This is a genomic window from Marinomonas balearica (assembly GCF_004362145.1).
Taxonomy (GTDB): domain Bacteria; phylum Pseudomonadota; class Gammaproteobacteria; order Pseudomonadales; family Marinomonadaceae; genus Marinomonas; species Marinomonas balearica.
This window is the reverse complement of the sequence record NZ_SNXC01000012.1, coordinates 260457-287399: the sequence shown is the minus strand read 5'-3', so window position 1 is coordinate 287399 and position 26943 is coordinate 260457. Positions and strand designations below refer to the sequence as shown.

Here is a 26943-nt window from a genome sequence, read left to right as displayed (position 1 = left end):
CCTTATTCAGTCTCAACTGGCGCTTTAATCTCCGCCATAGGTATCGGGCTTACAGTAAATGCAACGTTTTGATATGTATGAAGCACTCTTGTACTGTTTACATCGGATTCATCATCCAAACGGAGCGGGGTAAACTCCCAGTTTGACGACAATACATAATCCAACCCACCGCCTCTTAGATACACACCGGAGAATAAATAATTGGTTCCATCAGAACCGTACGTAGGTGCATTACCATCTGTTGAAACACGACTGGCATACCCGCCGAACTGAAGATGGGACGCAGTCTCGTTGTAACGATAATGGGCTTTTTTGACCCGCATATAATTCGTATCTCCGCTCCAAGGGTAGGCATTTCCCTCAATACTCAACAGCAATGAAGCAACGTGACTATCGTGTAATGTTCCCCTATTCCATGAATAATGACGGCTAATTTCAAGCCGACCTATTCCAAAATCATTACTTGGAAACCTCCAAAAAACTGGATACAGATACTCGCTTGACCCTCCGACCGTTATTTTTTGAACAAAACGCTTCTCAGGTGTCGCACTCGCTAAAAACTGTTCTACTTGATTTTCTTTCTCTGTCACTCGACCATCCGCTTTATCCAAAAAGCTTTGCGTTTCATTGGTATGGTCCTGAACGGCTTGAGTTAGCCGCGCTATTTCGTTGTTCACACTCATAGTGCTTTTCCTTCTGTTGTTAATATTCGGTTATGCAGTTGTATTTGCCGCGTTGCGTTTTGAATCGTCGCGGTCGCATTGGCATAAATAGGGTTCATCCAAAGGTCGGTAAGTTCTGACCCTGTGATGTAATCAGTCGCTTTAAAGACGATCTCACCCGGTTCACCCGAAACGGCGGCTTTGATCGTCAGCATGCCGCCGATCCCTGTGGACAAGGCTATTTTCGGCGTTTTCGCGGAGACAATGGTCGAGCCGCTGGCGTCGACAATTCGCACTTCGTACAAATACATTTGAAAGTCTTTGTCACTGGGTAAATTGACGATAAAGGTCAATACACCACTGGTGTCGTAGTAGCTGTTGTCTATCTGAGATTCGTGGAAAACGCTAGTTGAGCTGGCGCTGTGCGTGCTCGCTCCCACAAGTTGATAGCGATTAGCCTGGCTTTTCAGCGTGCTTTTCAGCACACCAAGCCCATGCTCCGTCGCGATGGCGGTTATAGTGTCCATTGAATGACTCCTTTGCATTTCACTGTGCAATTTGCGTTAAGAGATAACGACGAAGACAAGCTCATACCGTTTGTCGAGGCCGCATCGGTTTTTATCACTGAGGCACGCGCCTCAGGCAGTGCGATAACAAACTCTCCAAAGCGACTACGAAGGTTTTTCGCATCGTTCGCCAGACGTTTTGCTGTCGCAAACTTTTCATCATCAAATACCTGATTCGGATCACCGCCTAACGTTACTTCGGCATCAAACACATAGGGCGTTTTGAACTCCTGTATTTGCACCTTGCTAAACACACTGCTTAAGGCTTTTTTCACTGCGTGAGCGGTGCCTTTGTATCGATGGATCTCCCAAGCATTTGCAATCAACTCCCGACTCTCGCGCTCGTTTAGCCCGCGTACATCCACTTTCCAGCTGGCGGCTAAAATCGGTAGCAAGTCGGCGACACACGTAAGTGGATTGATATCAGCCAGAGATAAATCAAAGCTCAACCGCTGTGCGGCCAGTTGATCCAAACGATGCTCAAGCTCTAATGAATTCGGCGGCAATAAGCTCTGCGTCATGCATCCTCCCAATCGATCTGTATATCAGTAATCACAATACGTTCATCTGGGGCACATACGGTCTCGGTAGTTGGAGCCTTTAATGACACATTGGTCACTTCATCTACTGAAAACAGGCGAACCAGCTGAAAAATCGACAGTGTTTTTCCTATAGTCTGGTTCTTGTTCATCTTGGCTCTGATTTCGGCTTCAACTTGAGACCGATATTGCAGAGGACATGAGACTTTTACGTGGATGCTAATAGGCTTTTCTTTCACTTCTCGTACCGTTACCTTGTCGGTAATCGGTCTGACCTTTTCATCCGATAACACGCTCTCTACTTGCGCTTTAATATCGTCTGCAAGTCCGCCTTCCTCATAGCTTGCGATGACAACGGTGATTTCTCCTATAGCAGGACTATAGGCGTGCACATCATCAATCGAGGAGTGAACCGAGTACGCGTGATATTCATAGCTTTCCCGCGACCCAGCGGTCGGATGACTATCAAGGCTTCTCACAATACGAATTCGAAACGCATCGTCGTCTTCTCCTGTCAGTCGCTCAACCCCATAGTGAGTTGCGATATTGTCTAAGTTCGTATCGCTCGCATACGGCAGTAAAAGCCCTTTTAAACGCTGATTAAAATCATTTTTCAGATACAGTTCACGATAGGCGAACGCTTCTAGTATCAGATGGTACGGATCAGACTCGACGGGCTTATAATTCGGTACGGCCTTATACACTTCATTCAGTAACTCATTAAAAATGCTTTCAAAATCTGTGACTTCAAATACCGTTGGAGCAGCTAGGTTTTCAAATATGTGGCTCATGCTGGGTCTAACTCCAAATAAAAAGTGTGTTTTCCATTTTCCGCATCAGCATTAAATTGCAGACGCTTAAAACGAACTCTCGGCTCCCATTTGGTAATGGCTTCATAGATATAGCGCGTTGCAAGTAAGCGCCATTCGCTGTCCATGTCTCGATCGCGCAACTTGTACAGCTCTGATCCGAAAGTTGGACGCATCACTCGCTCACCCAAGCGGGTGGTTAAAATGCGCTGAATACTCTCGTTAATGCTGACGGCATAGCCGTCTTCCGGTACGTATCCGTTGAGTAAAATACTAATACGCTCACTCATTGGGCTGCTCCCGTACTGGCACCACCACCATAGTGGTTACCTGCATTTTGAGGATGTGTATGGTTCACTAGGCTGATGCCATTGACGACAACATCTCCGCTTCCCCCTTTTAGCTCTATTTCACTTGCCTCAACCTTGACTGCTGATGCATTTACCGTGGCGTTTTGTGTGGTAATACTGACGCTTTGATTGGTTTCAATCTTAAGCGCGTCCAACGCTTTCAAAGTCAGCGTATGAGTTTTGCTGTCATAGCGAATTTCTGTACCGTCTTCGTATACCGTCACGTCTTCTGTTGTATTGGCTACAGGCTCACGGCACGTTTTATTAAATATGGAACCTAGTACGTAGCGTCCCATCAGAATCACGACTTGCTGACCAATGCGAGGCGGTGTGTAGTGACGTTTAAACTCATTGGCTTGCTGCAATATCGGCAACCAATCCGTCTCCCTACCTAAGATATGTGCCTTGACCAAAGCTTGGTCTTCTTTGGCTTCAATCACAGTGCCGCACTCTATCAATGCTTGTTCGTATTTCATTGTTTGCACTCCCGTTACTCATCAAGTTGGACACAGTTTAGAGCGCTTTCAGACTGGGTTCAGTCCAGATAGCGGTATCTGGAGTGAGGTAAAATTTTTTTTTGAAATAATAAAAAAACAACGAAAATCGACGACAGGAGCACCTGAATCAGTCCGCTCGTTGCAACTAATAAAGAGAGGTAATAAATGATGTGGAATTGGATAGGCCAATTGGCGAACAACTTAGTAGGAGACCCTTTAAAGCAGTGGCAAACACGAAAGACAATGAAGTTAGAACAGGCGTTTGAACTGGATAAATTAGTTCACGAGACCAACATAGCAAAAGCCAATGCAGTATTAGAAATGGCACGAAAGGGACAACAACAAAGTTACGACCTAGATAAGATCGCCATGCAGAATATGCAAACCTCGTGGAAAGACGAGCTGGTATTAGTGCTCTTTTTGACACCCATTGTACTGGCGTTTATTCCAGGAATGGACGCTTATGTTCATAAGGGTTTTGACGCCATTGAAAAGATGCCAGCTTGGTATACCAGTATTGTGATAGGTATGGTTGTTGTTATCTATGGCATGCGCGGGATGCTGAAAAGCTACTTTCAAAAAACAAACAATCTACAACGCCAATTTGATGACAAAAAAGAAGGATGAATATGGACATTAATAAAGTCATCACTGCGCTATTTACCACCGCCACAGTGGGGTTAGTAACGGCAATTTACGGCTTAAACACCAGTGTTGCCGAGCTGAGTAAACAGATAGCGGTTATGGAGGAGCGCTATCAAAACACCACTAAAGAGCGCATAAAGCGCGAAGAAACACTGAAAAATCTGGGGTTGAAAGTGCGCCAGCAAGATGAACGTATTAATCGTTTGGAATGGCAGTATGGTAAATAACACACTGGGTAGGTATTTATGTAAAAGAGAAACAGCGTCACACTAAAAAGACATGGGATGGGATATTCGGTGTGACGTTATGACTTTCACTTCTTTCTGTACTTCTCTATTTAGCAGTACTTCAAACCGTAAAAGTATGGGCACTGAGCCTGTTCTTATTAAGGTACTGGTTTTTTAGTTTACCAATACCTTGATCTAATGCGCTACATTGCGCTTTTTATTACTTTTTAAAAGCGGTTAGTACACTTTTTAACGGCCATTAAAAAATGAACATCAACACTACTTTTTTCTACTCAACGCTTCATTATTGTGTTTTTTAGCGAATACGTCGTTGAGACATACGATCCGCTTCTTGTTGGGAAAACTCACTGTTTTTTGACCACTTTGGATCAAATCGATGAGATTCCAGAGTACTGAATGTGTAACCACAATCACTACATTTTCGATAGCGCTCTACGACATAGGATTTATTCGTCCCCACTACTCGTGTCTTTTCGCTTTCACAGTTTGGACACCACATACATCTTTCCTTATCTTTTCCATGAAGATCATATTATTCATTAGCCATCTCGCTAATGCTTAAATCTCAGCAAAATTGTCCTGTTTTCATAATTTTAGATAAACGTTGCGCTCGTTTTCCTACCTGTTGCGCCCATTTGCTGTCCATCATTTCCAGCGCGGCCAACTCGTAGTTTTGTTGATTTAACGCCGCAATCATGCGTTTAAACAAGGTAAAACGCGGATAACCCAGGTTAAAACACATATCCACTAACACGACCTTACGGGCTAGATTTAATGAACGGAAACACGCCAAACAGCCGAGCTGCTCTAGCGTACTTTCTATGTCTGATGACAGCAAAATTGCCGCTTCTTTTGCACTGACTCCGTTGTCTTCAATATTACGCCCATAGCCAATGGTGAGCTTTCCTTCAGGGCAGAGATACGGCTTTAGAGCCAGCCCTTCATGCTCTGCGACCAATTCGGTTGCTCTGTGAATTACGTTTTGTTCTTCCATTTGACAGTTCCTCAGATAAAAATGATTTAAAAATAGGAATATAACCACCAAATACGACGAATTCGCCCGACAATTTGAGGATTTTATCCCAATCAACTCGTATTCTTAGGGCATTAATCGTATACTTTCCCGCAAATACCTCTATCATATTAATGACAACATCATTTTTCATCAACGAATATTTCCTAAAAATTATGAGCGCAAAAGATAGGTTAAAAAAATTCAGAGAAGACCAGGGGCTAACCCGACGAGAAATGGCGGATTTTTTGGGTGTTAAACCCTCTAAAGTTCAAGATATCGAAACCGGGAAGCAGCGAATTAATGAAGATTTCCTAATTCTAGTTTCAGAGAAATGCAATATTGATGTGGGCTATCTTATTACTGGGCAACACAATAACGCGCCGTCGTTACCCGATTCCAGCTCGCTTTATGCCCCCTCAAAGAACCATGAAGATCTCGTGTATATTCCTCAGTTTGATATTGAATTATCAGCAGGAACAGGCGCATATCCTGCCGATCACCCTTTAGCCATTGCTTCACTACCTTTTTCATCTAATTGGCTTATCAAAAAGGGACTGCAAGCTCATAACCTTAAGCTATTGCGGGTTATGGGAGACTCGATGGAACCTTTGCTAAAAGACAAAGACATGGTCATGATCGACACGAGCAGAATAAAGCCAACAGAAGCCATGCCGTTTGCCATACGCCTAGACGGGGATTTATTCGTCAAAGGAATACAAAGACAAGGTGATGGTAGCTTGGTTCTAGTTAGTCGGAATAAAGCCTATAACGATTTAATCATCAACAGTAAGCAACCGCCTGAGGATTTCGTGATTATTGGAGCAGTGGTTTGGCACGCGCACAGTTGGATATAAGCAATGACTGAGCGCGTAAGAAAGCAGTGAATATAGACAGCTTTAAGAATTCGCTTTTTGAGCCAGCTTCTCTAATACTCTACTCGTCGCGACAAAACCAAAGGTAGCAGTTACAGCTGTGCTGGCACCAAAGCCTGTATCACAGTTCATCTTAGTTTCTGTATCCCCTTTTTGACGTGCTTCACATACTGTACCGTCAGTTTGAGGGTATTTAAGCTGCTCTAATGAGTAAACACACTCAATATCAAACCGTCTTTTGGTATTGCGAGAAAAGTTGTAATGACGACGAAGGAAGTTTCTTAGCTTCGCTGCGAGTGGGTCTCGTTCTGTCCGCGCAAGGTCACCCACTTGAATTTGCGTTGGGTCAATCTGACCACCAGCTCCTCCTACGGTAATGATTTTACGTTTTTTGCGCCTACACCAAGCCACAAGAGCGGCTTTCGGCTTGATGCTATCTATCGCATCAATAATATAATCAAACGGCTCAGACAAAAGCTCAGACAGGTTATCTGGCGTTATAAAATCTTCAATAACAGTGACTTGGCAAACAGGGTTAATTAATTGAATGCGCTCTTTCATGGCATCCACTTTTGCCTTACCTACGTTACCGTCCAACGCATGAATCTGGCGATTCGTGTTGGTGACACACACATCGTCCATATCAATTAAAGTAATCTTGCCAATACCAGAACGAGCAAGCGCTTCAGCGGCCCAAGACCCCACACCACCAATACCAATCACACATACGTGGGCAGTTTGAAAATACTCATAGGCGGATTGACCATAAAGACGGCTGATACCGCCGAAACGTGGATCGATACTCACGCGATTAAGACTCCTCGATTTGAACTTTTTTCGTTAGAATAGCCGCTTGGCTTTTGAATCACTTTGACGATGCATTTTAACAATAATACGACGATGAGTTCATAAAACTTATGCTTGAACACGCTTTAGAACAACTTGGCCTGACTGCTCGTGAAACAAAACTGTATCAAAGCCTTCTTAAACTTGGTCCAGCGTCTATTCGAGACATTGCGGAACATGCTGGCATCAATCGCGGTACGACTTATGAAACACTGAAGCAGCTTCAGGCAAAAGGGGTCGTTAGTTACTTCCCGAAAGGAAAGCGTCGATTTTTTACCGCCGAGAGTCCTGACATCTTATTGAGTTTAGCTGAAGAAAAGCGCCAAAGGCTCGACAAAACCATCGACTCCTTGAAGAGCACGATCATTCCCGAGCTGATTCAACAACAACCTCATTTTTATCACACCGATGTTCGCTACTATGAAGGCGACGACGGTATTGAATGGGTATTACGAGATATTTTAAACGTTGTATCCAAGCAAGACGAAAAAGAATATTGTGTCTTTTCTTCGAAGCCCATTCGCCCATACCTGTATCGGCCGTTTCCAAATTACACGAAACAACGCGTGAAATTAGGGATTAACGTGAAAGTAATCGCCTTGGGAGACGGCGGTGAAGACGCAGAGCTGTCTGAACGAAAATGGATCAAGACCGACGGTAAAATAGAGGCAAGCTATATTGCCATCTACCCACCTAAGTGTGCCTTTATTTCATTGGCGAGCGACAACTTCCCATCTGCCGTCGTAATGGAATCGGAAGATATAGCCAAAGCACAAAAGCTGATTTTCGATACACTTTGGAAGTTATTGTAGTTGTCGCTATGGAGGTTTACTGGCCACTACGTTCGATGAATGACCTTTAGTGCTTGAATGGCTTTCAGTCGCGCCAATGCGTCGTTTAGCTCTTTCATAGCTTTGCTATGATCGATATCTGAAGCGGTATCACCCAACACCTTTTCAGCATGTAACTTCGCTTCCAGTGCCGCTTCTTCGTCCAGCTGGCTCGCTCTTACAGCAACATCCGCTAGAACAATCACTTGGTCAGGTTGAACCTCTAAAAACCCGCCTGACAAGAACAATACTTCTTCTTCGCCGCTTTCTTTCATAAGCCTTGCAGGGCCTGGCGGAAGTGTCGTAAGAAGAGGAGCGTGTCCAGCATGCACTCCTAATTCGCCATACTCACCTGTTAAAACGATATAACGTACAAGCCCCGAAAATAACGTCTCATGAAGGCTCACAATACTGCACTGAATTATATTGGTCATATCACATCCTTTTTAAAGCAACTCACTGTTGAACACAGCACCGTCATTATTGTTGCTCTAGCCGGTATTCAATGTACAGTCCAATACGTTAGAAGTACGACTTTTGTCATGTTAAAAATCAGACGTGAGAGTATAAAAATGCGATATGAACAAAAAACAGGCACAAAAAAAGCAGCGTAAACGCTGCTTTTTTATATTCAGATAGCAATCTAAAAGACTGTTTAGAGTCTTATTTAGAACGTAACTGATCGATCGTACGTAAACGAGCAACCGCTTCTGCAAGCTCCGCAGTAGCACGACCGTAGTCGATGTCTGCGTGTTGCTGTTCTAACAGATCTTGTGCGTGCTTTTTCGCTTCAAGCGCTTCAGCTTCATCCAGATCGTGTGCACGAACTGCAGTGTCAGCCAATACGGTGATCTTACGTGGTTGAACTTCTAGGAAGCCACCCGATACGAAGATTAACTCTTCTTCACCATTTTCTTTAACGACACGAACAGGACCAGGCTGCAAAGACGTTAGCAATGGTGCGTGACCAGGCATAATACCCAAATCACCAAAGCTACCTGCAGCGACAAGAGACTCTACAGAGCCAGAGAAAATCTCTTGTTCCGCACTTACGATATCGCAGTGAACTGTGAAAGCCATAAGATGCCTCTCTTAGTCAGGCTAAACAGGTGAGACTGGCTCACCCGTTTCGCGTGTTATTAAAGGTTTTTAGCTTTCTCGACTGCTTCGTCGATGCTACCAATCATGTAGAACGCTTGTTCTGGAAGTTCGTCAAACTCACCGTTTAGGATGCCTTGGAAGCCACGGATTGTGTCTTTCAAAGAAACATACTTACCAGGTGCGCCTGTGAATACTTCTGCTACGAAGAAAGGCTGAGACAAGAAACGCTGAATTTTACGAGCACGGTTAACGGTTTGCTTATCTTCTTCAGAAAGCTCGTCCATACCCAAAATAGCGATGATGTCTTTTAATTCTTTGTAACGCTGAAGAACTATCTGAACGCCACGTGCAACATCGTAATGCTCTTGACCGATTACAAGTGGGTCAAGCTGACGAGATGTAGAGTCTAGAGGGTCAATCGCTGGGTAAATACCCAAAGAAGCGATATCACGAGACAATACAACCGTTGCATCCAAGTGAGAGAACGTCGTTGCTGGAGATGGGTCAGTCAAGTCATCGGCAGGTACGTATACCGCTTGGACAGACGTGATAGAACCCGTCTTAGTTGACGTAATACGTTCTTGTAGTACACCCATCTCTTCTGCAAGAGTTGGCTGGTAACCTACCGCAGATGGCATACGACCTAGCAATGCAGATACTTCCGTTCCCGCAAGCGTGTAACGGTAGATGTTATCTACGAAGAAAAGTACATCACGACCTTCGTCACGGAACTTCTCAGCCATTGTCAAACCAGTCAAAGCAACACGTAGACGGTTACCTGGTGGCTCGTTCATTTGACCGTATACTAGAGATACTTTATCGATTACGTTCGATTCAGTCATCTCATGGTAGAAGTCGTTACCCTCACGAGTACGCTCACCAACACCAGCGAATACAGAGTAACCGCTGTGCTCGATCGCGATGTTACGGATAAGCTCCATCATGTTTACAGTTTTACCTACACCGGCACCACCGAACAGACCAACTTTACCACCTTTCGCGAAAGGACAAACAAGGTCGATTACCTTGATACCCGTTTCTAATAGTTCGTTACTAGAAGACTGATCTGCGTAAGAAGGAGCAGAACGGTGAATAGACCAACGCTCTTCTTCGCCGATTGGGCCTTTCTCATCGATAGGGTTACCTAAAACGTCCATGATACGACCAAGCGTTTTAGTACCAACAGGTACAGAAACAGCTTTATTTGTATTATCAACGGCTAGACCACGACGCATACCTTCGGTAGAACCCATGGCGATAGTACGTACAATACCATCACCAAGTTGCTGTTGAACTTCCAACACCAACTCTTTACCCTCAATTGTGAGGGCATCATATACTTTTGGCACATTATCACGTGGGAATTCCACGTCGATAACAGCACCGATAATCTGTACGATTTGTCCGCTACTCATGTTCGGATCCTCTTAAAATACCAAATACCTTAAACCGCTGCCGCGCCGCCGACTATCTCAGAAATTTCCTGAGTAATCGCTGCCTGACGAGCCTTGTTGTACACCAACTGCAATTCACCAATGATATCACCGGCGTTATCGGTTGCGTTTTTCATAGCCAACATTCGAGCGGCTTGTTCACACGCAATATTTTCAACAACAGCTTGGTATACCTGAGATTCAATGAAACGAACCAAAAGATCGTTTAGGATCTCGACTGCGTCGGGTTCGTACAAGTAATCCCAGTGGTGTGATAACTCTGCGTTTTCTTCTGCTTGTAGCGGCAAAAGTTGCTCAACAACAGGTTTTTGAGTCATTGTGTTAACAAATTTGTTAGACACGACAACCAATCGGTCAATCTTACCTGCGTCGAAGGCATCCAACATAACTTTCACACTACCAACCAAACGCGATGCTTCTGGAGCATCCCCTAAGCCAGTAACTGCTGCTGTTACATTACCGCCGTAGTTTTTGAAGAAAGACACTGCTTTGCTGCCGATTGCGCAAATATCTACGCTAACGCCTGCATCTGCATACTGCTTTATGTCTTTTAGTGCCGCTTTGAACAAGTTTACGTTCAAGCCGCCACACAAACCACGATCAGAAGATACTACGATATAACCAACACGCTTCGCCTCACGTTCGGTAAGGTAACGGTGTTTATACTCTGGATTCGCATTAGCCAAATGGCCAATAACTTGGCGAATTCGTTCCGCATACGGACGAGAAGAGGCCATACGATCCTGAGCTTTACGCGTTTTACTCGCCGCTACTTTTTCCATAGCGCGCGTGATTTTTCGCGTATTGTTAATGCTCCCAATCTGAGCGCGTATCTCTTTTCCGACTGCCATAATAGAACTGCCCCTGTGAGAATGTTAATTCACAAACTGCAGAGATGATAGGTGGCTAGCAAGCCAGCCACCCAATCATTACCAAGTTTGCGTCGCTTTAAACTTCTCAATTGCAGCTTTAAATGTGCCTGCAATTTCGTCGTTAAATTTACCAGTTTTGTTAATGTCTTCCATCATCTCAGCGTGTTCGCTGTTGATGTAGCTTAGGAAAGCACTTTCAAAGCTAGCAATTTTGCTTGTTTCAACATCCGCAAGGTAGCCTTCGTTGGCAGCGTAAAGAATCACACCCATGTCACCTACGGACATTGGGCTGAATTGCGCTTGTTTCATCAATTCAGTGACTTGTTTACCGTGCTCAAGTTGCTTACGAGTCGCTTCATCAAGGTCAGATGCGAACTGGGCAAATGCTGCCAATTCACGGTATTGCGCCAATGCTAGACGAATACCACCACCTAGTTTCTTGATGATTTTTGTTTGTGCTGCACCACCTACACGAGATACCGAAATACCAGCGTTCATCGCAGGACGAATACCCGCGTTGAAAGAGCTCGTTTCAAGGAAGATCTGACCGTCAGTAATCGAGATTACGTTCGTTGGTACGAATGCAGATACGTCACCGCCTTGAGTTTCGATGATAGGTAGAGCAGTCAAAGAACCTGTTTGACCTTTAACTTCACCGTTAGTGAACTTTTCTACGTATTCTACGTTTACACGAGAAGCACGCTCTAGAAGACGAGAGTGTAAGTAGAAAACATCACCAGGGTAAGCTTCACGACCAGGTGGACGACGAAGCAACAATGAAATTTGACGGTAAGCCCAAGCTTGTTTAGTCAAATCATCGTATACGATCAATGCGTCTTCACCGCGATCACGGAAGTATTCACCGATAGTACAGCCAGAATATGGTGCTAAGAACTGCATAGAAGCAGGATCAGCGGCACCAGCAACAACAACAGTGGTGTATTCCATTGCGCCGTTTTCTTCAAGCTTACGTACTACGTTAGCAATAGTAGATTGCTTCTGACCAATCGCAACGTACACACATTTAATGCCAGAGCTTTTCTGAGCAATAATAGTGTCGATAGCCAATGCGGTTTTACCGATTTGACGGTCACCGATGATCAACTCACGCTGACCACGGCCAATTGGCACCATGGAGTCAATTGCTTTGTAGCCAGTTTGTACTGGTTGATCAACACCCTGACGAGCGATTACACCAGGTGCAACCTTTTCTACTGCGTCTGTCATTTGAGCGTTAACCGGACCTTTACCGTCGATTGGGTTACCTAGTGCATCAACAACACGACCCAACAACTCAGGACCTACTGGTACTTCAAGAATACGACCAGTACATTTTGCTTTTTGACCTTCTACAAGGTCTTGGTAGTCACCTAGTACTACGGCACCGACTGAGTCACGCTCAAGGTTCAATGCCATACCGTAGACGCCACCAGGGAATTCAATCATTTCCCCGTACATTACGTCAGCCAGACCGTGAATCAATACGATACCGTCTGCAACGCTGACAATAGTGCCCTCATTCTGGGCATCGGAAGTCACATCAAGAGTTTCGATGCGCTTCTTAATGATCTCGCTGATCTCAGATGGATTCAGTTGCTGCATGCTAAATTCCTCAACCCTAGTTTCGCAATCCTAGGAGTTTATCGCCTCGGCCAGTTTCGCCAATTTTCCGCGTACTGAACCGTCGATGATTAAATCACCGGTACGGATAACCACGCCACCAATAAGCGCTGCGTCTACATCACTTGCCAAATTAACCTTACGATCAAGTTTGACGCTCAGTGATGATGAAAGTGCTTGTTCTTGTTCTGCTGATAACTCAAAAGCAGATGTAACAGTTACATCAACGGCTTTCTCGTAGTTCAGTTTGAACTCTTCGAACAATTCAGAAATTACCGGAATAAGAGATAAACGCTTATTCTCAGCAAGGCTAAGCAAATACGCTTTACCTTGATCAGTAATAACTTCATTACACACTTCCGCAAGAGCAGTCGCTTTTTCTTGCGCACTAAAAGCGGGATTCTGAAGTGCTGTCGCTAATTTCGACTCTGCGGTTGCAGTAGCCAATACGCTAAGCATATTGGCCCATTCTGCAACTAGGCCGGTTTCACGAGCCACTTCAAAAGCTGCTTTGGCGTATGGTCGCGCGACTGTTTTTAATTCAGCCATTAGACCCTCGCTTAAAGCTCTTTGGCGAGTTGTTCAACTATCTCGCTATGAGCTTTTTCGTCAACACTCGCACCCAAAATTTTCTCAGCGCCAGTCAGGGCAAGAGCAGAAACTTGAGCACGCAATGCTTCTTTAGCACGCATAACATCTTGTTCAATTTCTGCTTGAGCCGCATCACGCAAACGTTGCCCTTCGGCGATCGCTTGCTCTTTTGCTTCGTCAACAATTTGGTTTGCACGTTTGTTGGCTTGTTCAATAATCTCGGCCGCTTGTTCCTTGCTTTCACGTAATGTTTGAGTAGCTTTTTCTTGAGCTAGCTCTAAATCACGTGAAGCACGGTTAGCTGCTTCCAAACCGTCTGCAATCTTCTTACTACGCTCATCGAGCGCGGCAATCACTGGTGGCCATACATACTTCATGCAGAACCACACAAAAACTGCAAACGAGATCGCTTGGCCTATAAGTGTGAGATTAATATTCACGCTATATCCTCGCTCTAGTCGTTAATAATCGTTTTCGCAATCAACGCGAAAGCTTAGCCAGCGACCTGAGCAACAAATGGGTTCGCGAAAGTGAAGAACAAAGCGATACCAACACCGATCATTGTTACTGCGTCCAAAAGACCTGCAACGATGAACATTTTCACTTGTAGCATTGGAACCATTTCAGGCTGACGAGCAGCACCTTCCAAGAATTTACCACCTAGCAGACCAAAACCAATCGCAGTACCTAGGGCACCTAGACCGATAAGAAGGGCTACAGCGATAGCAGTAAGACCAACTACAGTTTCCATTTTAACTCCTAATTTTCACAGTTTTTAGATTTCAAGGTTTTAATAAATCGTTTTACTTTAAATTTGATCTAGCGATCTTAGTGATCTTCGTGAGCCATACTTAGGTACACGATTGTTAGCATCATGAAGATGAATGCTTGCAATACGATAACCAAGATATGGAAAATCGCCCATGGCACAGAAAGCGCCCATTGGATGCCCCACGGCAAGATCGCGATCAAGATGAAGATCAATTCACCAGCGTACAAGTTACCAAATAAACGTAGCGCCAGAGAAACGGGTTTAGCAATCAGACCCACACCTTCCAACAAAAAGTTAAATGGAATCATCCACTTACCAAAAGGTTGCAGTGTCAGCTCACCAACAAAACCACTTATGCCTTTTACTTTAATGCTGTAGTAAACAATTAAAATAAAGACAGAAAGAGACATACCAAGAGTCGCATTAAGGTCTGTTGTAGGTACAACACGGAAGTAAGGAACTCCCAACATAGACGCGATATGCGGCAGGAAGTCTACTGGCACTAAGTCCATCAAGTTCATCAGGAATACCCAGACGAAGATGGTCAAAGCCAGTGGTGCAATCACTTTGTTTTTGCCATGGAAAGTTTCTTTGACACTGGTGTCAACAAACTCAACCATCATTTCAACAAAGTTCTGCATACCTGAAGGAGTGTCTGTAGACACTTTCAACGCCGCTTTACGGAATAACCATAGGAATAGGATACCCAGGCCGATAGAGAACAACATAGTGTCCAGGTGAATCGCCCAGAACCCCATTGCAGCCGCTTCTTCAGCACCATGAGCAATGCCCCATGAACCGTCAGGATGTTGACCGAAAGTCAAATTCTGAAGGTGATGCTGAATGTAGCTAGACGCTGTGAGATTTTCACTTGCCATATTTACATCCACACTTTTTCAATGATTAAACCTGAAACCCAATCTAACGCTTATTATTTTATTGCTTAAGCATTAGTGGGCTGAGCCAATGGCTCAAAATAGCTAATCCGAAACCTGTAAAAAGCGCCCCATGCGCCAACGGTTTCGCCAAAAGGAAAACCAGCGACAGAATTACTGCTGTCATAACTAATTTACCAGCTTCCCCTCGGTAAAAAGACCGAACCACATCTTTAGCGGGTCGTGTCCCAACATGGCCAAATACTCGCCATGCCATATAAATATTTGGCAATATACAGGCTGTTGCTCCCAATACAAAGGAGTAACTTGCAATAACGCCTGATAATATCAAAAACACTAATGATATAACGACAGAAATAGCAATCTGCACCCCTAAAAATCGAAACACCGCTCGTTTTTTCGCTACTAATAATTGTGTAGCTGACAGAGGGCTAGGTACTGACATTTCTATTTCCTCGCGCCTCGCACTAACAAAGTGCAGGCCTTGCACAATTAGTGTCATAAATGCAAAATCCGACGCATTATATGAGTTAAATCCAAGAGGTTCAACTTAAAGTCGAATTTCTGAGCACTTTATTCGCATCTTGTCTATAGAGCCATATCAAGATGCGCCAAAATTGCGTTATTTAGCCTCAAACAACTCGCCAAGTAACAATTCAAGGTGTTCTGGGTTACGGAACTCAATCACCACCTTTCCTTTACCTTTTGGTGTTTGTTGGATTTTCACCTGTGCATTTATTTTTTGACTGATCTTTTCTGCTTGTTCAGAGTAGTCTGGAAGTTCAACTTTTTCTTTCTCATTTTCAATTCCAGATTGTAAACTTTTGACGAGTTTCTCTGTTTCTCTTACCGATAAAGACTTTGTGACCACCTGAGAAGCGGCCTGAATTTGCTCATTATGCTCCAACGGCAAAAGTGCACGGGCATGGCCCATTTCAATATCACCGTGCTCTAACAAACGACGAACTTCTGCGCTTAAGCCTAAAAGTCGCAATAAATTTGTTACCGCAGAACGTGATTTGCCCACAGTGTCAGCCACTTCTTGCTGAGTTAAATGAAATTCTTCTATGAGACGATGAAGCGCAAGCGCCTCTTCTATTGGATTAAGGTCTTCTCGCTGAATATTTTCAATTAAAGCAAGAACAACCGCATCTGAATCTTCAACATGTCGAATGATAACTGGAACTTGCTCAAGCTCAGCGATCCTTGCTGCACGCCAACGGCGTTCACCGGCAATAATTTCGTACTTTTGCTCTTCAATCGGACGCACAACGATAGGCTGCATAATCCCCTGTTGGCGAATGGAGTTCGCCAGCTCATCCAAGTGCGCAGGGTTCATATCTCGACGAGGCTGAAATTTACCTTTTGAAAGCCAATCCAAAGGTAAATAAGTCAATCCCTTAATTTGCTCTGTTTGTTCAGAGCTCCCGACTTCTTCTTCAACAGTTGGCGTTTTTGGAGCTAATAATGCATCCAGACCTCGGCCTAAACCACGTTTTTTAACCGTCATCTTTTAAAACCTTTCTTCAAGTGCGCGCCGATAACATAAAATATAAAAGTAGGTTCGCCTATAACCACCCACTAAAAAACAACTCTTTACTGACTAAAAAACTAGGCGACAGCAGCGCGTTTACGGACAAACTCACCCGCTAATGCAAGGTATGCAATGGCGCCTCGTGATTGCTTTTCATATTGTAAAACAGGAAGTCCATAACTTGGCGCTTCCGCCAAACGAATATTCCGAGGAATGACAGTATCAAACACTTTTTCACCAAAGTACTCAACGAGCTGAGAAGAGACATCGTGCGTTAAGCTTGGACGAGGATCGTACATTGTACGAATAATCCCTTCGATGCTTAGAGCTGGATTTAATGCTGTAGATATGGTCTCTATGGTTTGCAACAAAGCCGTCAAACCTTCAAGCGCATAGTATTCACATTGCACGGGGATCAGGACACCCTGAGCCGCAGCTAAGGCATTCACTGTGAGCATATTTAACGAAGGAGGACAGTCCAATAGAACATAATCGAATTCACTTTCGACTTCATACAAGCTGGCACGTAAGCGTGTTTCTTTGCTGGGCAAATCTAATAAGACGACTTCAGCCCCTGTTAAATCGCCGTTCGCTGGCAGGACTTGATAACCAGAAGATTCACACGGTTTCATGACCTCTCTTACACCATGAGTGCCGATGAGTACGTCAAATACACTGGTATCCAATTCCTCTTTCGCCAAACCGCTGCCTGTTGTCGCATTACCCTGAGGGTCTAAATCTATCAACAGGACACGTCTTTTCATAGCAGCAAGGGATGCTGCGAGATTCACACAAGTCGTGGTCTTACCGACCCCGCCTTTTTGATTTGTTACTGCTATGATTTTGGCCATTCATCTATCCTTTACGTGTCATTACGACCATATGTCGTTCTGCATCTATCGTTGGAACCATTAAAGGAAAAACGTCTTGTACGATAACACCATCGGGTAATTGATTGATCTCATTTTCAGGGTAAACCCCTTTCATAGCCAAAAAATTACCGTCTTTGTGAGGCAGAGGCAGACACCAGTTAATCATGTCTTCCAATGAAGCAAATGCTCGAGAAATAACATGATCATAGTGCCCTTGATTTACATGTTTTTCCACTCGCTCATTGGCAACCGTCACATTCGACAAGCCCAAATCCATTTTAACCTGTGTTAGGAAGCGTGTTTTTTTGCCATTGCTATCGAGCAAAGTAAACGATTTGTCCGGCAAACAGATTGCAAGTACCATGCCCGGCAACCCAGGTCCGGTTCCCACATCGATTATATTATCCCCTTTGATAAAAGGAATAGTCGACAAACTATCGATCAAATGGAGGGACACCATTTGATCGGCGTTTCTGATTGCCGTGAGGTTATACGCTTTATTCCACTTTTGCAGCAACTCAAGATAACGCTCAAGTTGTTGCAGTGTGTTTTCAGTTAAAGAAAGCCCTAAATCCAGAGCGCCTTTTCGAATCATTTCAATGTGAGTCACAACCGTTTCCAGAATTCACCAAAAGTATGGCGGAGATTCTAGGCACTTTTGCGTGCAATCGCACGCTTTTTCAAATGAACCAGCAGTAAAGAAACCGCTGCAGGCGTAATCCCTTGAATACGTGAGGCTGCTGCCAGAGTCTGAGGCTTAGAATCCATCAATTTTTGTTTAACTTCATTAGATAAACCATCGATCACAGAGTAATCAAGATCTTCCGGTAATACGGTATTTTCTTGGCGGCGCAGTCGCTCAATGTCATCCGCTTGACGTGTGATGTATCCCTCATACTTAACCGATATTTGAACCTGCTCTGCGACCTGACTGTCAATTTCTTCTTCTGGCGCATTTTTTAGATTCGCAACATCCGCATATTCAATTCCCGGACGCTTAAGCAAATCCAACAAACTGTACTCACGCGACATTGGCGTTTCTAGTTTAGGATTGATCGCTGCTGATTCTGGCGAGTTAGGCACTATCCAGCTTGATTTCATGCGCTGAGTTTCTCGCTCAATGGATTCACGCTTTTTACAAAACGCAGCCCATCGCTCATCAGACACCACACCCAATTCATACCCTTTTTCGGTCAAACGCATGTCAGCGTTATCTTCACGCAAAACCAATCGATATTCAGCACGACTGGTAAACATGCGGTAAGGCTCTTTTGTGCCCATTGTTATTAGGTCATCCACCAGCACGCCAAGATAAGCTTCATCCCGTCTTGGAGTCCAAGCGTCTTTATCTTGAGATTGTAATGCTGCGTTTAGACCCGCTAATAAACCTTGTGCTCCCGCTTCTTCGTACCCTGTTGTACCGTTAATTTGGCCAGCAAAGAACAATCCAGGCATATGTTTGGTTTCTAACGAATACTTAAGATCTTGAGGATTAAAGTAATCGTACTCAATAGCGTAACCAGGACGCGTAATATGAGCATTTTCCATACCTTTCATAGAGCGAACAAGATCAAGCTGTACATCGAAAGGTAATGACGTCGAAATGCCATTCGGATACAACTCGTGTGTTGTTAAACCTTCAGGTTCGATAAAGATTTGATGCGAGTTCTTATCAGCAAATCGGACGATTTTATCTTCAATGGATGGGCAATAGCGTGGGCCTACGCCTTCAATTACCCCTGTATACATAGGGGATCTGTCCATACCTGAACGAATAATGTCATGAGTATGTTCGTTAGTATGAGTGATGTAACAGTTGATTTGTTGTGGGTGCATATTTGATGCTCCCATGTAGGACATCACAGGTGTAACATCATCACCCGGTTGAGCTTGCATAACACTAAAATCAACGGATCGTGCGTCAATTCGCGGTGGTGTCCCCGTTTTTAGGCGATCAACTCTGAAAGGCAGTGCTCGAAGTTTCTCGGCAAGACCAATTGATGGTGGATCCCCTGCTCGGCCTCCAGAATGATTTTGAAGCCCTACGTGTATTATGCCACCCAGAAATGTTCCCGCGGTCAATACCACTGTTTTACTTAAAAAACGAATTCCAGTTTGAGTTACAACACCACGAGCCGCTCCGTTTTCAACAATTAAATCTTCACAAGATTGTTGAAATAGCCAAAGGTTCTCTTGATTTTCAAGTTGATGACGAATTGCAGCTTTGTAAAGAATCCTGTCCGCTTGAGCTCGAGTAGCACGGACTGCAGGTCCTTTACGAGAATTCAAAGTCCGAAATTGAATACCACCTCGGTCAGTCGCCAGTGCCATAGCGCCATCCAAAGCATCAATTTCTTTAACGAGGTGAGATTTTCCTATTCCACCAATGGCTGGATTACAAGACATCTGGCCTAACGTTTCTATGTTATGACTTAACAGAAGTGTTTTTGCTCCAGTACGAGCTGCTGCAAGTGCGGCTTCGGTTCCTGCATGTCCACCACCCACTATGATAACGTCAAAACGACTTGGGAAATCCACTCAATACCTCGGTAACTAAAATATGACTAAAAAACGAACAACTCAGATGAGGGCGCTTAGTATATCGGACATTTTTTAAAAAGAAAGAGCGACAACTGACATCTCCCGGTCATCATAAATAAAAATATAAGTATATATATCTTAAATCTTATGTTTATTGTTATTTAATAGGAGGCGTTTTTCTGTTTATAACTTAAAAAAAACCATATAAAACATAAAATTAAAAATTTTTAACCTTGTTAAATAACACTTTAGATGCTTGGGATGTGGGTAAGTATTCTTGTGTATAACCTTGTTAGTTATACAAGCTGAAATATTGCCTGTGGATTTGTTCAAAACTGTGCAAAACTTCCTATAAAGCTATCACCAATATTTTCCACAGGCTAAGGCGATCTCATTTTTGTTTATAACTTTATGAAATTATTAGGTTTTTTATATTTTTTGGGGATATATACAGCGGTTTTTTATATTTTTAATCCACAATGAAAATAGTTATATTTTTTTGCATATCGGCTTTTTTTAGTCAAAAAAAATGTTAATAAAATTTCTTGACAGATATCCTACCTCATTATTGTGGGTAAAAAATCGATAAATGAATACGCAAATAGTGTGGATAAGGTGAAAAGCATACAGAAAATGGAATTTAGAGCGCGATTGTTGATAAAGAAGAGGTGGGTCAGTATTGAGAAAGGCTTTAGAGCGAAATGAAGTGAGAAAGGTGACGTTTAAAAAAGAGCCTGAAGCCCTTTTTTAAACGTCTTTGAGCTTGATGAAGAAGAGGTCTATTTGCCGATACAAAATGAACCAAATATTCGACCTAGCAGATCGTCGCTGGTGAACTCACCTGTAATTTCACTCAGTGCCTGTTGCGCTTCTTTTAGATCTTCTGCCAAAAGTTCTCCAGCTCCAAAACCATGTAATTGGTCATGTCCAGAACGTAAGAAGCCACTTGCTTTATTTAACGCTTCAATATGTCTTCTACGTGCAATAAAGCCACCCTCAGTGGTGCTTTCAAACCCCATGACCGATTTTAGATGCTGAGACAAAGCATCGATGCCTTGTTCTGTTTTAGCAGATAACGAGATGATTGGAAGACCCTGAATAGTCTCTAACCCTGTTGACTCGGTGGTTAGGTCTACCTTATTTCTCACGAGGGTTAGTTTTTCACGAGAAGGAAGCTGAGCGACAAATTCCGGCCAAATTTCATCTGGATTTTTTGAATTGACGGTCTGGCTATCTACCATCAATAGAATTCGGTCTGCCTTATGAATTTCTTCCCACGCTCTTTGTATTCCAATTCGTTCAACTTCGTCTGGGCTGTCACGTAAGCCTGCTGTATCAATGATATGAAGCGGCATGCCGTCTAAATGTATGTGCTCGCGTAGGACATCTCGGGTGGTCCCTTCAATGTTTGTCACTATGGCGGAGTCTTTTCCTGATAAAGCATTGAGAAGGCTTGATTTACCTGCATTCGGCCTCCCTGCTATGACAACATTCATCCCTTCTCTTAATAAAGCACCTTGGTTTGCTTCTTTTAGAACCTCACCAAGTTTTATTTGAATACCTTTGAGGTCGGCTGCGACTTTCCCATCGCCAATAAAGTCGATTTCTTCTTCAGGAAAATCAATGGCCGCTTCTACGTAAATTCGCAAATGGATTAAGGCTTCTACGAGTTCTGTGACTCGTTTTGAAAACGCGCCTTGCAGAGAACGCAATGCACATTTCGCCGCTTGTTCTGATGATGAATCGATAAGGTCTGCGATGGCTTCTGCTTGTGTTAAGTCCATCTTATCATTTAAAAATGCGCGCTCAGAGAATTCCCCTGGCCTTGCTAGCCGTGCGCCTAATGAAGTGCATTGACTCATTAGCATATCGAGTATGACTGGGCCACCGTGCCCTTGAAGCTCAAATACATCTTCACCTGTAAACGAGTTCGGTCCAGGAAAGTACAAAGCGATTCCCTGATCTATTTGCTCGTCATTTGAATCTTTAAAAGGTACATAATGCGCGTAACGAGGCTTAGGTTCGAATCCAATAATGGCTTTTGCTATCTCTAAGCTTTTTGGACCTGATAAACGGATGATTCCGACGCCACCGCGACCCGGTGCTGTTGCTTGAGCGGCAATCGTGTCTTGATCCATTAGCTGCTGAAAGTCAGTCATGTAAGGCTCTTTTGATAAATTATTTGTCTGTAATTAAGTGCTTGCTTATCTAAAGTGATGTTTGGTGTTGGTTGCACCAGAGGTTAAAAATAGCTTTAGATAGGAATATGATCGGTCATGGTTCAGTGTTGTATTGGATATGTATTTAAATATTAGATACTAAAAAGGCTTCCTGTTGGAAGCCTTTTCAATCAATTAATGTCTTACCCGCTTTTTAGAGGCTGGTTATTTGTCTGCCTCAATACGCTTGGTAATAACGTATTGTTGAACAATCGACAAGGTATTGTTGACTACCCAGTATAGAACCAATCCACTTGGGAACCACAAGAAGAAGAAGGTAAATGCGATTGGCATAATCTTCATAATACGTGCTTGCATTGGATCTGGAGGTGTTGGGTTCAGCATTTGCTGACCTAACATGCTAAGCCCCATCAAAATTGGCAGTACATAGTATGGGTCCATATACGACAAGTCGTTAATCCACAGCATAAAGGGAGCATGGCGTAGCTCTACGGATTCCATTAGTACCCAATACAAGGATAGGAATACTGGCATTTGTACAAGAATCGGAAGACAACCCCCTAGTGGGTTAATTTTCTCTTTCTTATAGAGTGCCATCATCGCTTGCGACATCTTCTGCCTATCGTCTCCATGTTGCTCACGCAGACGCGTTAGTTCTGGACCGAACTTACGCATTTTCGCCATAGAACGATAACTTGCTGCAGAAAGTTTGAAGAATACTGCTTTCACACAAACAACGATCAGGATAATTGCAACACCCCAGTTGATAACAACAGACTGGATAGCGGTTAGTAACCAGAATAATGGTTCCGCAAGCCACCACAGCATGCCGTAGTCGACTGTTTTATCAAGGTTTGTCGCAGTCGCTGCTAATTGATCTTGAAGCTTCGGCCCAACATAGAATGTCGCGCTTAACGTGCCTTTTTGCCCCGCTGGAATTTCTACTTCTGGTCCAGTAAAACCAATAAAGTTGATGCCGTTTTTAGAGCGAGTTTGAAGTGTTACTGTCTCGCCTTGTTTTGGAATCCATGCAGACACAAAGTAATGCTGTAAAAGCGAAACCCAACCTGAATTCGTGCTGATTTTAGCGGGCTTTTCTTCCATATCAGAGAAAGATACTTTTTCGTACCTAACTTCGTCTGTGGATATTGCACCACCTAAGTAAGGTTGAAGGCCAAGGCTTGTTGCTGTGCTTGGGTCTTCCGTGCTGTCACGCTTAATTTGTGCGAACTGCTTACCACGCCAATCACTCGTTGAAGTGTTGTTGATCGTGATACTTTGCTCAACACTGTATAGGCCACGTGTAAAGCGATAGGTTTTTATATACTCGATGCCTTTTTCATCTGTAAAGTACAGATTGACGTCCAGTGTATTTTCACCGTCAGCTAAAGTGTATTGAGTCTTGTCTGTATGGTAAGTTGGGCGGCCTTTTGAGTTATCCGTACCGTCACGTCCGATCAAACCACTTTGTGACACATATGTACGAGTCGAATTCTTTTCTAGAATCACAAATGGATCGATTGCATCCAGTGTTTTCTTATATTGCAGTAAAGAGGCACCTACTAAGTCACCACCAACAGGATCGATCGAAATATCCAGAGTATCGGTTTTGACATCGATGAGCTGGCCTGATGCGAGAGCTTTTGCATTACCAGGTACATCTGTTTCGCTTGCTGGCAATGTAGTATTGCTGGCTGCGTTAGGTAAATCACTGTCTGTGCTCGTTTCGTTGCTGATTGCATTTTGGTTTTGCGCAACGGGTTGAGCTGCTTGAGATTGAGGTCCGTAATCTTGGTTCCACTGTAAAAACAGAAGATAGCCGCTTACGAATAGGGCACCCCATAAAAAGTAACGTCTGAAATCCATGGTACTCAACTAAATTTGATTGGTTGGACAACAGACTCTGATATTTTTAGCAATTTAAATCGCTTACCAGAGCCTTTTTCAAAATCAAGCGCTATTAAACCAGCCTTTGGTCGCTTTTTCAGCTTATTTCTCTGGTGATAATACTGCTTTTGATGATTTTTTCGCCTTGACGGCTTTTTTCGCAAGTTGAGCCCACGCTTTTTCTAAGCGTTTATGCAATTCTTGGTTATCGATCTCTTTAATGCCTTTTCGAGCAAGAAAGACGATATCTAAGTCATTGAGCCCCATTTTGTGATGACGAAATGATTCCCTCACCACCCTCTTAATGCGATTTCGACCAACGGCTCGTTTTTCATTTTTTTTAGCTACGATAAGACCGAGTCTGGCATGAGTGCCTGACTGTTTATGTGCTAAAATAAGAAATTCGCCTGCGAAGACTTTGAAAGAAGTGTTATTGAAGACGGATTGATAATCCCCGGCATTCAGGAGTCTGTTATGCCGGGGAAAACAATATTCGGCCATATGCGAATTAAGCGCTTAGAGCCTTGCGACCACGAGCACGGCGACGAGCGATAACTTGACGTCCGCCTTTAGTAGCCATACGTGCACGGAAACCGTGGTTACGCTTACGTTTTAATACGCTAGGTTGGAAAGTTCTTTTCATTTCTATTCTCTCACTGAATCAGTGTTTCAGAGTTTGAGGGTTAGCCTTAGCCAAGCCTCCATAACGATTTGATCGTATTTGATCGGTAAATCAGGGCGCGAATTCTAGAAGGTTTACTTCTGAAATTCAATGAAAAACGAGTTTAATTTGATAAAAAATATACACACATTTCGTTAATAAAATACCCACAGCCTTATCAATATAGTGTGAATAAAGAAAATCAGCGATTAAAAAGTTTTCCACATTTATAAGTTGTGATGCCTATTTTTGTTTTTATTAACATAGTGTTATGTAAAAACCTTACCTGTTAATAAAATGTTTTTCGTACCCCTGTTAATATGTTGATAACCTGCCATTCTATGCACAAAAAGAATTGGTTTTGCACTGCTGTGCATAACTTGTCTAGTTACTAACATTACAATGCTAGCCTGTTAGCATGTGTGTTTTTTCGTATTTTTTGTGGATAAGTTGACGGCGGCAGGTTACTATTTCGCTTCTGTTTCGCCAATGTTTCTGGGAGTGCTGTTCAGTGTCTTTGGAGTTTTGGGAACGTTGTCTTGACAAACTACAAGATGAAGTTTCCGCATCACAGTTCAATACATGGATTCGTCCGTTACAGGCTGAAGAGTCTGCGTCGGGAGAATTGTGCCTTTTTGCCCCTAACCGTTTTGTGCTCGATTGGGTTAATAATAAGTATCAGGCTCGTATCAAAGAACTGCTTGCTGAGTTTTCGGGTGAAAGCCCTGCTCCCAATTTGACGTTGGCGGTAAAACAACATGCATTTTCTGCGAATACCCCCCCTCCTTCTCCGCCTCCTGTCGTTGAAACGAAAACACCGCCTGTGGTGAAAGTTGAAAACGATTCCGGCTATCGTCCAGGCCAAATAATGGATGAATCGAGTGAGGAGCCGGTGTCGGGTCTTGAGTTTGAAGCGCCTTTAACCTTGTCGGACACGGAAGCTTTTTTAAATGGCGACCTTGAACCCTATGAACAAGGCCAGCTGCCGTTGACTCAACCGAATCGTAAAGTCGAAGTTGAAGGCGGAATTAATCACGGTGCAAACCTAAACAATTCTTTTACTTTTGATAATTTTGTTGAAGGTAAATCAAACCAACTGGCCCACGCAGCAGCGCGTCAAGTCGCTGAAAACCCCGGAGGGGCTTATAACCCTCTCTTTATATACGGTGGGGTTGGTTTAGGTAAAACTCACTTAATGCAAGCGGTCGGTACAGAGTTAATGCGCCACAACCCAAATGCTAAAGTCGTGTATCTGCATTCAGAACGATTTGTTGCTGATATGGTAAAAGCGTTACAGCTTAACGCCATAAATGACTTCAAACGTTATTATCGTTCGGTTGATGCTCTGTTGATCGATGATATTCAATTTTTCGCTGGTAAAGATCGTACACAAGAAGAGTTCTTTCATACCTTCAACGCCTTATTAGAAGGGGGTCAGCAAATGATTCTGACCTGTGATCGTTATCCTAAAGAGATTCAAGGGTTAGAAGATCGGTTGAAATCTCGCTTTGGTTGGGGACTGACCGTAGCCGTTGAACCGCCTGAGCTTGAAACCCGCGTGGCAATTCTCATGCGTAAAGCAGAAGAAAGTGGCGTGAAATTATCGTATGATTCCGCGTTCTTTATTGCGCAAAAGATTCGCTCCAACGTTCGTGAACTTGAAGGCGCGTTAAAACGTGTTATTGCAAACTCACATTTTACAGGGCGTGCGATTACGCCGGACTTTGTAAGAGAATCGTTAAAAGACTTGCTGGCCTTGCAAGACAAGCTAGTAAACATTGATAATATTCAGCGAATTGTTGCGGAATATTATAAAATAAAGATCAGTGATCTTTTGTCGAAACGCCGCAGTCGCTCTGTCGCAAGGCCGCGTCAAGTGGCGATGTCATTGGCAAAAGAACTTACGAATCATAGCTTGCCGGAAATCGGAGATGCTTTTGGTGGCCGAGACCATACAACGGCGTTACATGCGATTCGTAAAATAAAAGAGTTACAAGACACGGATTCTGATATCCGAGAAGACTACAAACAATTGATGCGAATTTTGACCACCTGATCGGTCTAAGACTTAAAGTTAATGAGG

The 26943-nt window shown here is 43.6% G+C and carries 32 protein-coding genes; 5 read left to right on the top strand and 27 right to left on the bottom strand.

The genetic code is table 11. The features are described from left to right. Window positions 1-2: 2 nt before the first annotated feature. The 6 genes from DFP79_RS11160 to DFP79_RS11135 are packed head-to-tail and all read right to left on the bottom strand — an operon-like array spanning window position 3 to window position 3402. Window positions 3-683, bottom strand: coding sequence for a phage tail protein (locus DFP79_RS11160; RefSeq protein ID WP_133504025.1), 681 nt, complete (start codon window positions 681-683; stop codon window positions 3-5). Continuing rightward, window positions 680-1189, bottom strand: a complete 510-nt coding sequence (locus DFP79_RS11155; RefSeq protein ID WP_133504024.1) for a hypothetical protein — start codon at window positions 1187-1189, stop codon at window positions 680-682. Before DFP79_RS11155 ends, DFP79_RS11160 begins: the two co-directional genes overlap by 4 nt. Continuing rightward, entirely contained in the window at window positions 1177-1749 is a 573-nt protein-coding gene (locus DFP79_RS11150) for a phage tail protein I (protein WP_133504023.1), read from the bottom strand. Before DFP79_RS11150 ends, DFP79_RS11155 begins: the two co-directional genes overlap by 13 nt. Then, window positions 1746-2558: a baseplate assembly protein gene (locus DFP79_RS11145; RefSeq protein ID WP_133504022.1), complete on the bottom strand. Its 813-nt coding sequence runs from the start codon at window positions 2556-2558 to the stop codon at window positions 1746-1748. Before DFP79_RS11145 ends, DFP79_RS11150 begins: the two co-directional genes overlap by 4 nt. Continuing rightward, window positions 2555-2866 carry a GPW/gp25 family protein gene (locus tag DFP79_RS11140; protein ID WP_133504021.1) on the bottom strand — a complete coding sequence of 104 codons (312 nt, stop codon included), beginning with the start codon at window positions 2864-2866 and terminating at the stop codon, window positions 2555-2557. The genes DFP79_RS11145 and DFP79_RS11140 overlap by 4 nt, the downstream gene beginning before the upstream one ends. Further along, entirely contained in the window at window positions 2863-3402 is a 540-nt protein-coding gene (locus tag DFP79_RS11135) for a phage baseplate assembly protein V (RefSeq protein WP_133504020.1), read from the bottom strand. The genes DFP79_RS11140 and DFP79_RS11135 overlap by 4 nt, the downstream gene beginning before the upstream one ends. A gap of 186 nt (window positions 3403-3588) precedes the next feature. Between DFP79_RS11135 and DFP79_RS11130 the strand changes: the two genes are divergently transcribed. Both DFP79_RS11130 and DFP79_RS11125 read left to right on the top strand, forming a co-directional pair. After that, window positions 3589-4050 (top strand): hypothetical protein, encoded by a 462-nt coding sequence (locus DFP79_RS11130; RefSeq protein ID WP_133504019.1) that lies wholly within the window; start codon window positions 3589-3591, stop codon window positions 4048-4050. Between the two features lie 2 nt (window positions 4051-4052). Beyond that, entirely contained in the window at window positions 4053-4295 is a 243-nt protein-coding gene (locus tag DFP79_RS11125; RefSeq protein WP_133504018.1) for a hypothetical protein, read from the top strand. A 316-nt stretch (window positions 4296-4611) separates the two neighbouring features. Here DFP79_RS11125 and DFP79_RS11120 read toward each other — a convergent pair whose 3' ends face one another. Further along, window positions 4612-4815 carry an NrdR family transcriptional regulator gene (locus DFP79_RS11120; protein ID WP_133504017.1) on the bottom strand — a complete coding sequence of 68 codons (204 nt, stop codon included), beginning with the start codon at window positions 4813-4815 and terminating at the stop codon, window positions 4612-4614. 66 nt (window positions 4816-4881) lie between these two features. Then, complete coding sequence (locus DFP79_RS11115; RefSeq protein ID WP_133504016.1) at window positions 4882-5310, bottom strand: glycoside hydrolase family protein; 429 nt, start codon at window positions 5308-5310, stop codon at window positions 4882-4884. Window positions 5311-5462: 152 nt separating this feature from the next. On the opposite strand from DFP79_RS11115, the gene DFP79_RS11110 reads away from it, so the two are divergent. Then, window positions 5463-6185 carry a S24 family peptidase gene (locus tag DFP79_RS11110; RefSeq protein WP_133504015.1) on the top strand — a complete coding sequence of 241 codons (723 nt, stop codon included), beginning with the start codon at window positions 5463-5465 and terminating at the stop codon, window positions 6183-6185. A gap of 42 nt (window positions 6186-6227) precedes the next feature. On the opposite strand, the gene tcdA is transcribed toward DFP79_RS11110, so the two are convergent. Then, a complete protein-coding gene (gene tcdA / locus DFP79_RS11105; protein ID WP_133504014.1) occupies window positions 6228-7010 on the bottom strand; it encodes a tRNA cyclic N6-threonylcarbamoyladenosine(37) synthase TcdA in 783 nt (260 codons plus the stop codon). Between the two features lie 110 nt (window positions 7011-7120). Between tcdA and DFP79_RS11100 the strand changes: the two genes are divergently transcribed. After that, on the top strand, window positions 7121-7861 hold the full coding sequence (locus tag DFP79_RS11100; RefSeq protein WP_133504013.1) for a TrmB family transcriptional regulator: 741 nt from the start codon (window positions 7121-7123) through the stop codon (window positions 7859-7861). 26 nt (window positions 7862-7887) lie between these two features. Here DFP79_RS11100 and DFP79_RS11095 read toward each other — a convergent pair whose 3' ends face one another. The 18 genes from DFP79_RS11095 to rpmH all read right to left on the bottom strand — a co-directional run bounded on the left by DFP79_RS11095 (window position 7888) and on the right by rpmH (window position 24842). Continuing rightward, window positions 7888-8313: a F0F1 ATP synthase subunit epsilon gene (locus tag DFP79_RS11095; protein WP_133504012.1), complete on the bottom strand. Its 426-nt coding sequence runs from the start codon at window positions 8311-8313 to the stop codon at window positions 7888-7890. 229 nt (window positions 8314-8542) lie between these two features. Beyond that, window positions 8543-8959 (bottom strand): F0F1 ATP synthase subunit epsilon, encoded by a 417-nt coding sequence (locus tag DFP79_RS11090; protein ID WP_133504011.1) that lies wholly within the window; start codon window positions 8957-8959, stop codon window positions 8543-8545. A gap of 59 nt (window positions 8960-9018) precedes the next feature. Further along, window positions 9019-10395: a F0F1 ATP synthase subunit beta gene (atpD, locus tag DFP79_RS11085; protein WP_133504010.1), complete on the bottom strand. Its 1377-nt coding sequence runs from the start codon at window positions 10393-10395 to the stop codon at window positions 9019-9021. Between the two features lie 29 nt (window positions 10396-10424). After that, complete coding sequence (gene atpG, locus DFP79_RS11080; RefSeq protein ID WP_133504009.1) at window positions 10425-11285, bottom strand: F0F1 ATP synthase subunit gamma; 861 nt, start codon at window positions 11283-11285, stop codon at window positions 10425-10427. Window positions 11286-11363: 78 nt separating this feature from the next. Further along, entirely contained in the window at window positions 11364-12908 is a 1545-nt protein-coding gene (gene atpA / locus DFP79_RS11075) for a F0F1 ATP synthase subunit alpha (RefSeq protein ID WP_133504008.1), read from the bottom strand. A 30-nt stretch (window positions 12909-12938) separates the two neighbouring features. Further along, window positions 12939-13475, bottom strand: a complete 537-nt coding sequence (locus DFP79_RS11070) for a F0F1 ATP synthase subunit delta (protein WP_133504007.1) — start codon at window positions 13473-13475, stop codon at window positions 12939-12941. An 11-nt stretch (window positions 13476-13486) separates the two neighbouring features. Then, the gene (locus DFP79_RS11065) at window positions 13487-13957 is read right to left on the bottom strand and encodes a F0F1 ATP synthase subunit B (RefSeq protein WP_133504006.1); all 471 of its coding nucleotides are present in this window, start codon (window positions 13955-13957) and stop codon (window positions 13487-13489) included. 53 nt (window positions 13958-14010) lie between these two features. After that, window positions 14011-14268 (bottom strand): F0F1 ATP synthase subunit C, encoded by a 258-nt coding sequence (atpE, locus tag DFP79_RS11060; RefSeq protein ID WP_009834415.1) that lies wholly within the window; start codon window positions 14266-14268, stop codon window positions 14011-14013. 77 nt (window positions 14269-14345) lie between these two features. Then, window positions 14346-15167 (bottom strand): F0F1 ATP synthase subunit A, encoded by an 822-nt coding sequence (gene atpB / locus DFP79_RS11055; RefSeq protein WP_133504005.1) that lies wholly within the window; start codon window positions 15165-15167, stop codon window positions 14346-14348. 58 nt (window positions 15168-15225) lie between these two features. Beyond that, entirely contained in the window at window positions 15226-15630 is a 405-nt protein-coding gene (locus DFP79_RS11050; RefSeq protein WP_133504004.1) for an ATP synthase subunit I, read from the bottom strand. Between the two features lie 177 nt (window positions 15631-15807). Next, the gene (locus DFP79_RS11045) at window positions 15808-16695 is read right to left on the bottom strand and encodes a ParB/RepB/Spo0J family partition protein (protein WP_133504003.1); all 888 of its coding nucleotides are present in this window, start codon (window positions 16693-16695) and stop codon (window positions 15808-15810) included. A gap of 101 nt (window positions 16696-16796) precedes the next feature. Further along, on the bottom strand, window positions 16797-17570 hold the full coding sequence (locus tag DFP79_RS11040) for a ParA family protein (protein WP_133504002.1): 774 nt from the start codon (window positions 17568-17570) through the stop codon (window positions 16797-16799). 4 nt (window positions 17571-17574) lie between these two features. Further along, window positions 17575-18201, bottom strand: a complete 627-nt coding sequence (gene rsmG, locus DFP79_RS11035; protein WP_133504001.1) for a 16S rRNA (guanine(527)-N(7))-methyltransferase RsmG — start codon at window positions 18199-18201, stop codon at window positions 17575-17577. A gap of 38 nt (window positions 18202-18239) precedes the next feature. Further along, window positions 18240-20129: a tRNA uridine-5-carboxymethylaminomethyl(34) synthesis enzyme MnmG gene (gene mnmG / locus DFP79_RS11030; protein ID WP_133504000.1), complete on the bottom strand. Its 1890-nt coding sequence runs from the start codon at window positions 20127-20129 to the stop codon at window positions 18240-18242. A 782-nt stretch (window positions 20130-20911) separates the two neighbouring features. Next, the gene (gene mnmE, locus DFP79_RS11025; protein WP_133503999.1) at window positions 20912-22291 is read right to left on the bottom strand and encodes a tRNA uridine-5-carboxymethylaminomethyl(34) synthesis GTPase MnmE; all 1380 of its coding nucleotides are present in this window, start codon (window positions 22289-22291) and stop codon (window positions 20912-20914) included. A gap of 225 nt (window positions 22292-22516) precedes the next feature. Continuing rightward, window positions 22517-24178, bottom strand: coding sequence for a membrane protein insertase YidC (yidC, locus tag DFP79_RS11020; RefSeq protein ID WP_133503998.1), 1662 nt, complete (start codon window positions 24176-24178; stop codon window positions 22517-22519). Between the two features lie 123 nt (window positions 24179-24301). Next, entirely contained in the window at window positions 24302-24700 is a 399-nt protein-coding gene (rnpA, locus tag DFP79_RS11015) for a ribonuclease P protein component (RefSeq protein ID WP_133503997.1), read from the bottom strand. Between the two features lie 7 nt (window positions 24701-24707). Beyond that, window positions 24708-24842: a 50S ribosomal protein L34 gene (rpmH, locus tag DFP79_RS11010; RefSeq protein WP_013663328.1), complete on the bottom strand. Its 135-nt coding sequence runs from the start codon at window positions 24840-24842 to the stop codon at window positions 24708-24710. A gap of 529 nt (window positions 24843-25371) precedes the next feature. Between rpmH and dnaA the strand changes: the two genes are divergently transcribed. Then, the gene (gene dnaA, locus DFP79_RS11005; RefSeq protein ID WP_133503996.1) at window positions 25372-26916 is read left to right on the top strand and encodes a chromosomal replication initiator protein DnaA; all 1545 of its coding nucleotides are present in this window, start codon (window positions 25372-25374) and stop codon (window positions 26914-26916) included. Window positions 26917-26943 lie beyond the last annotated feature (27 nt).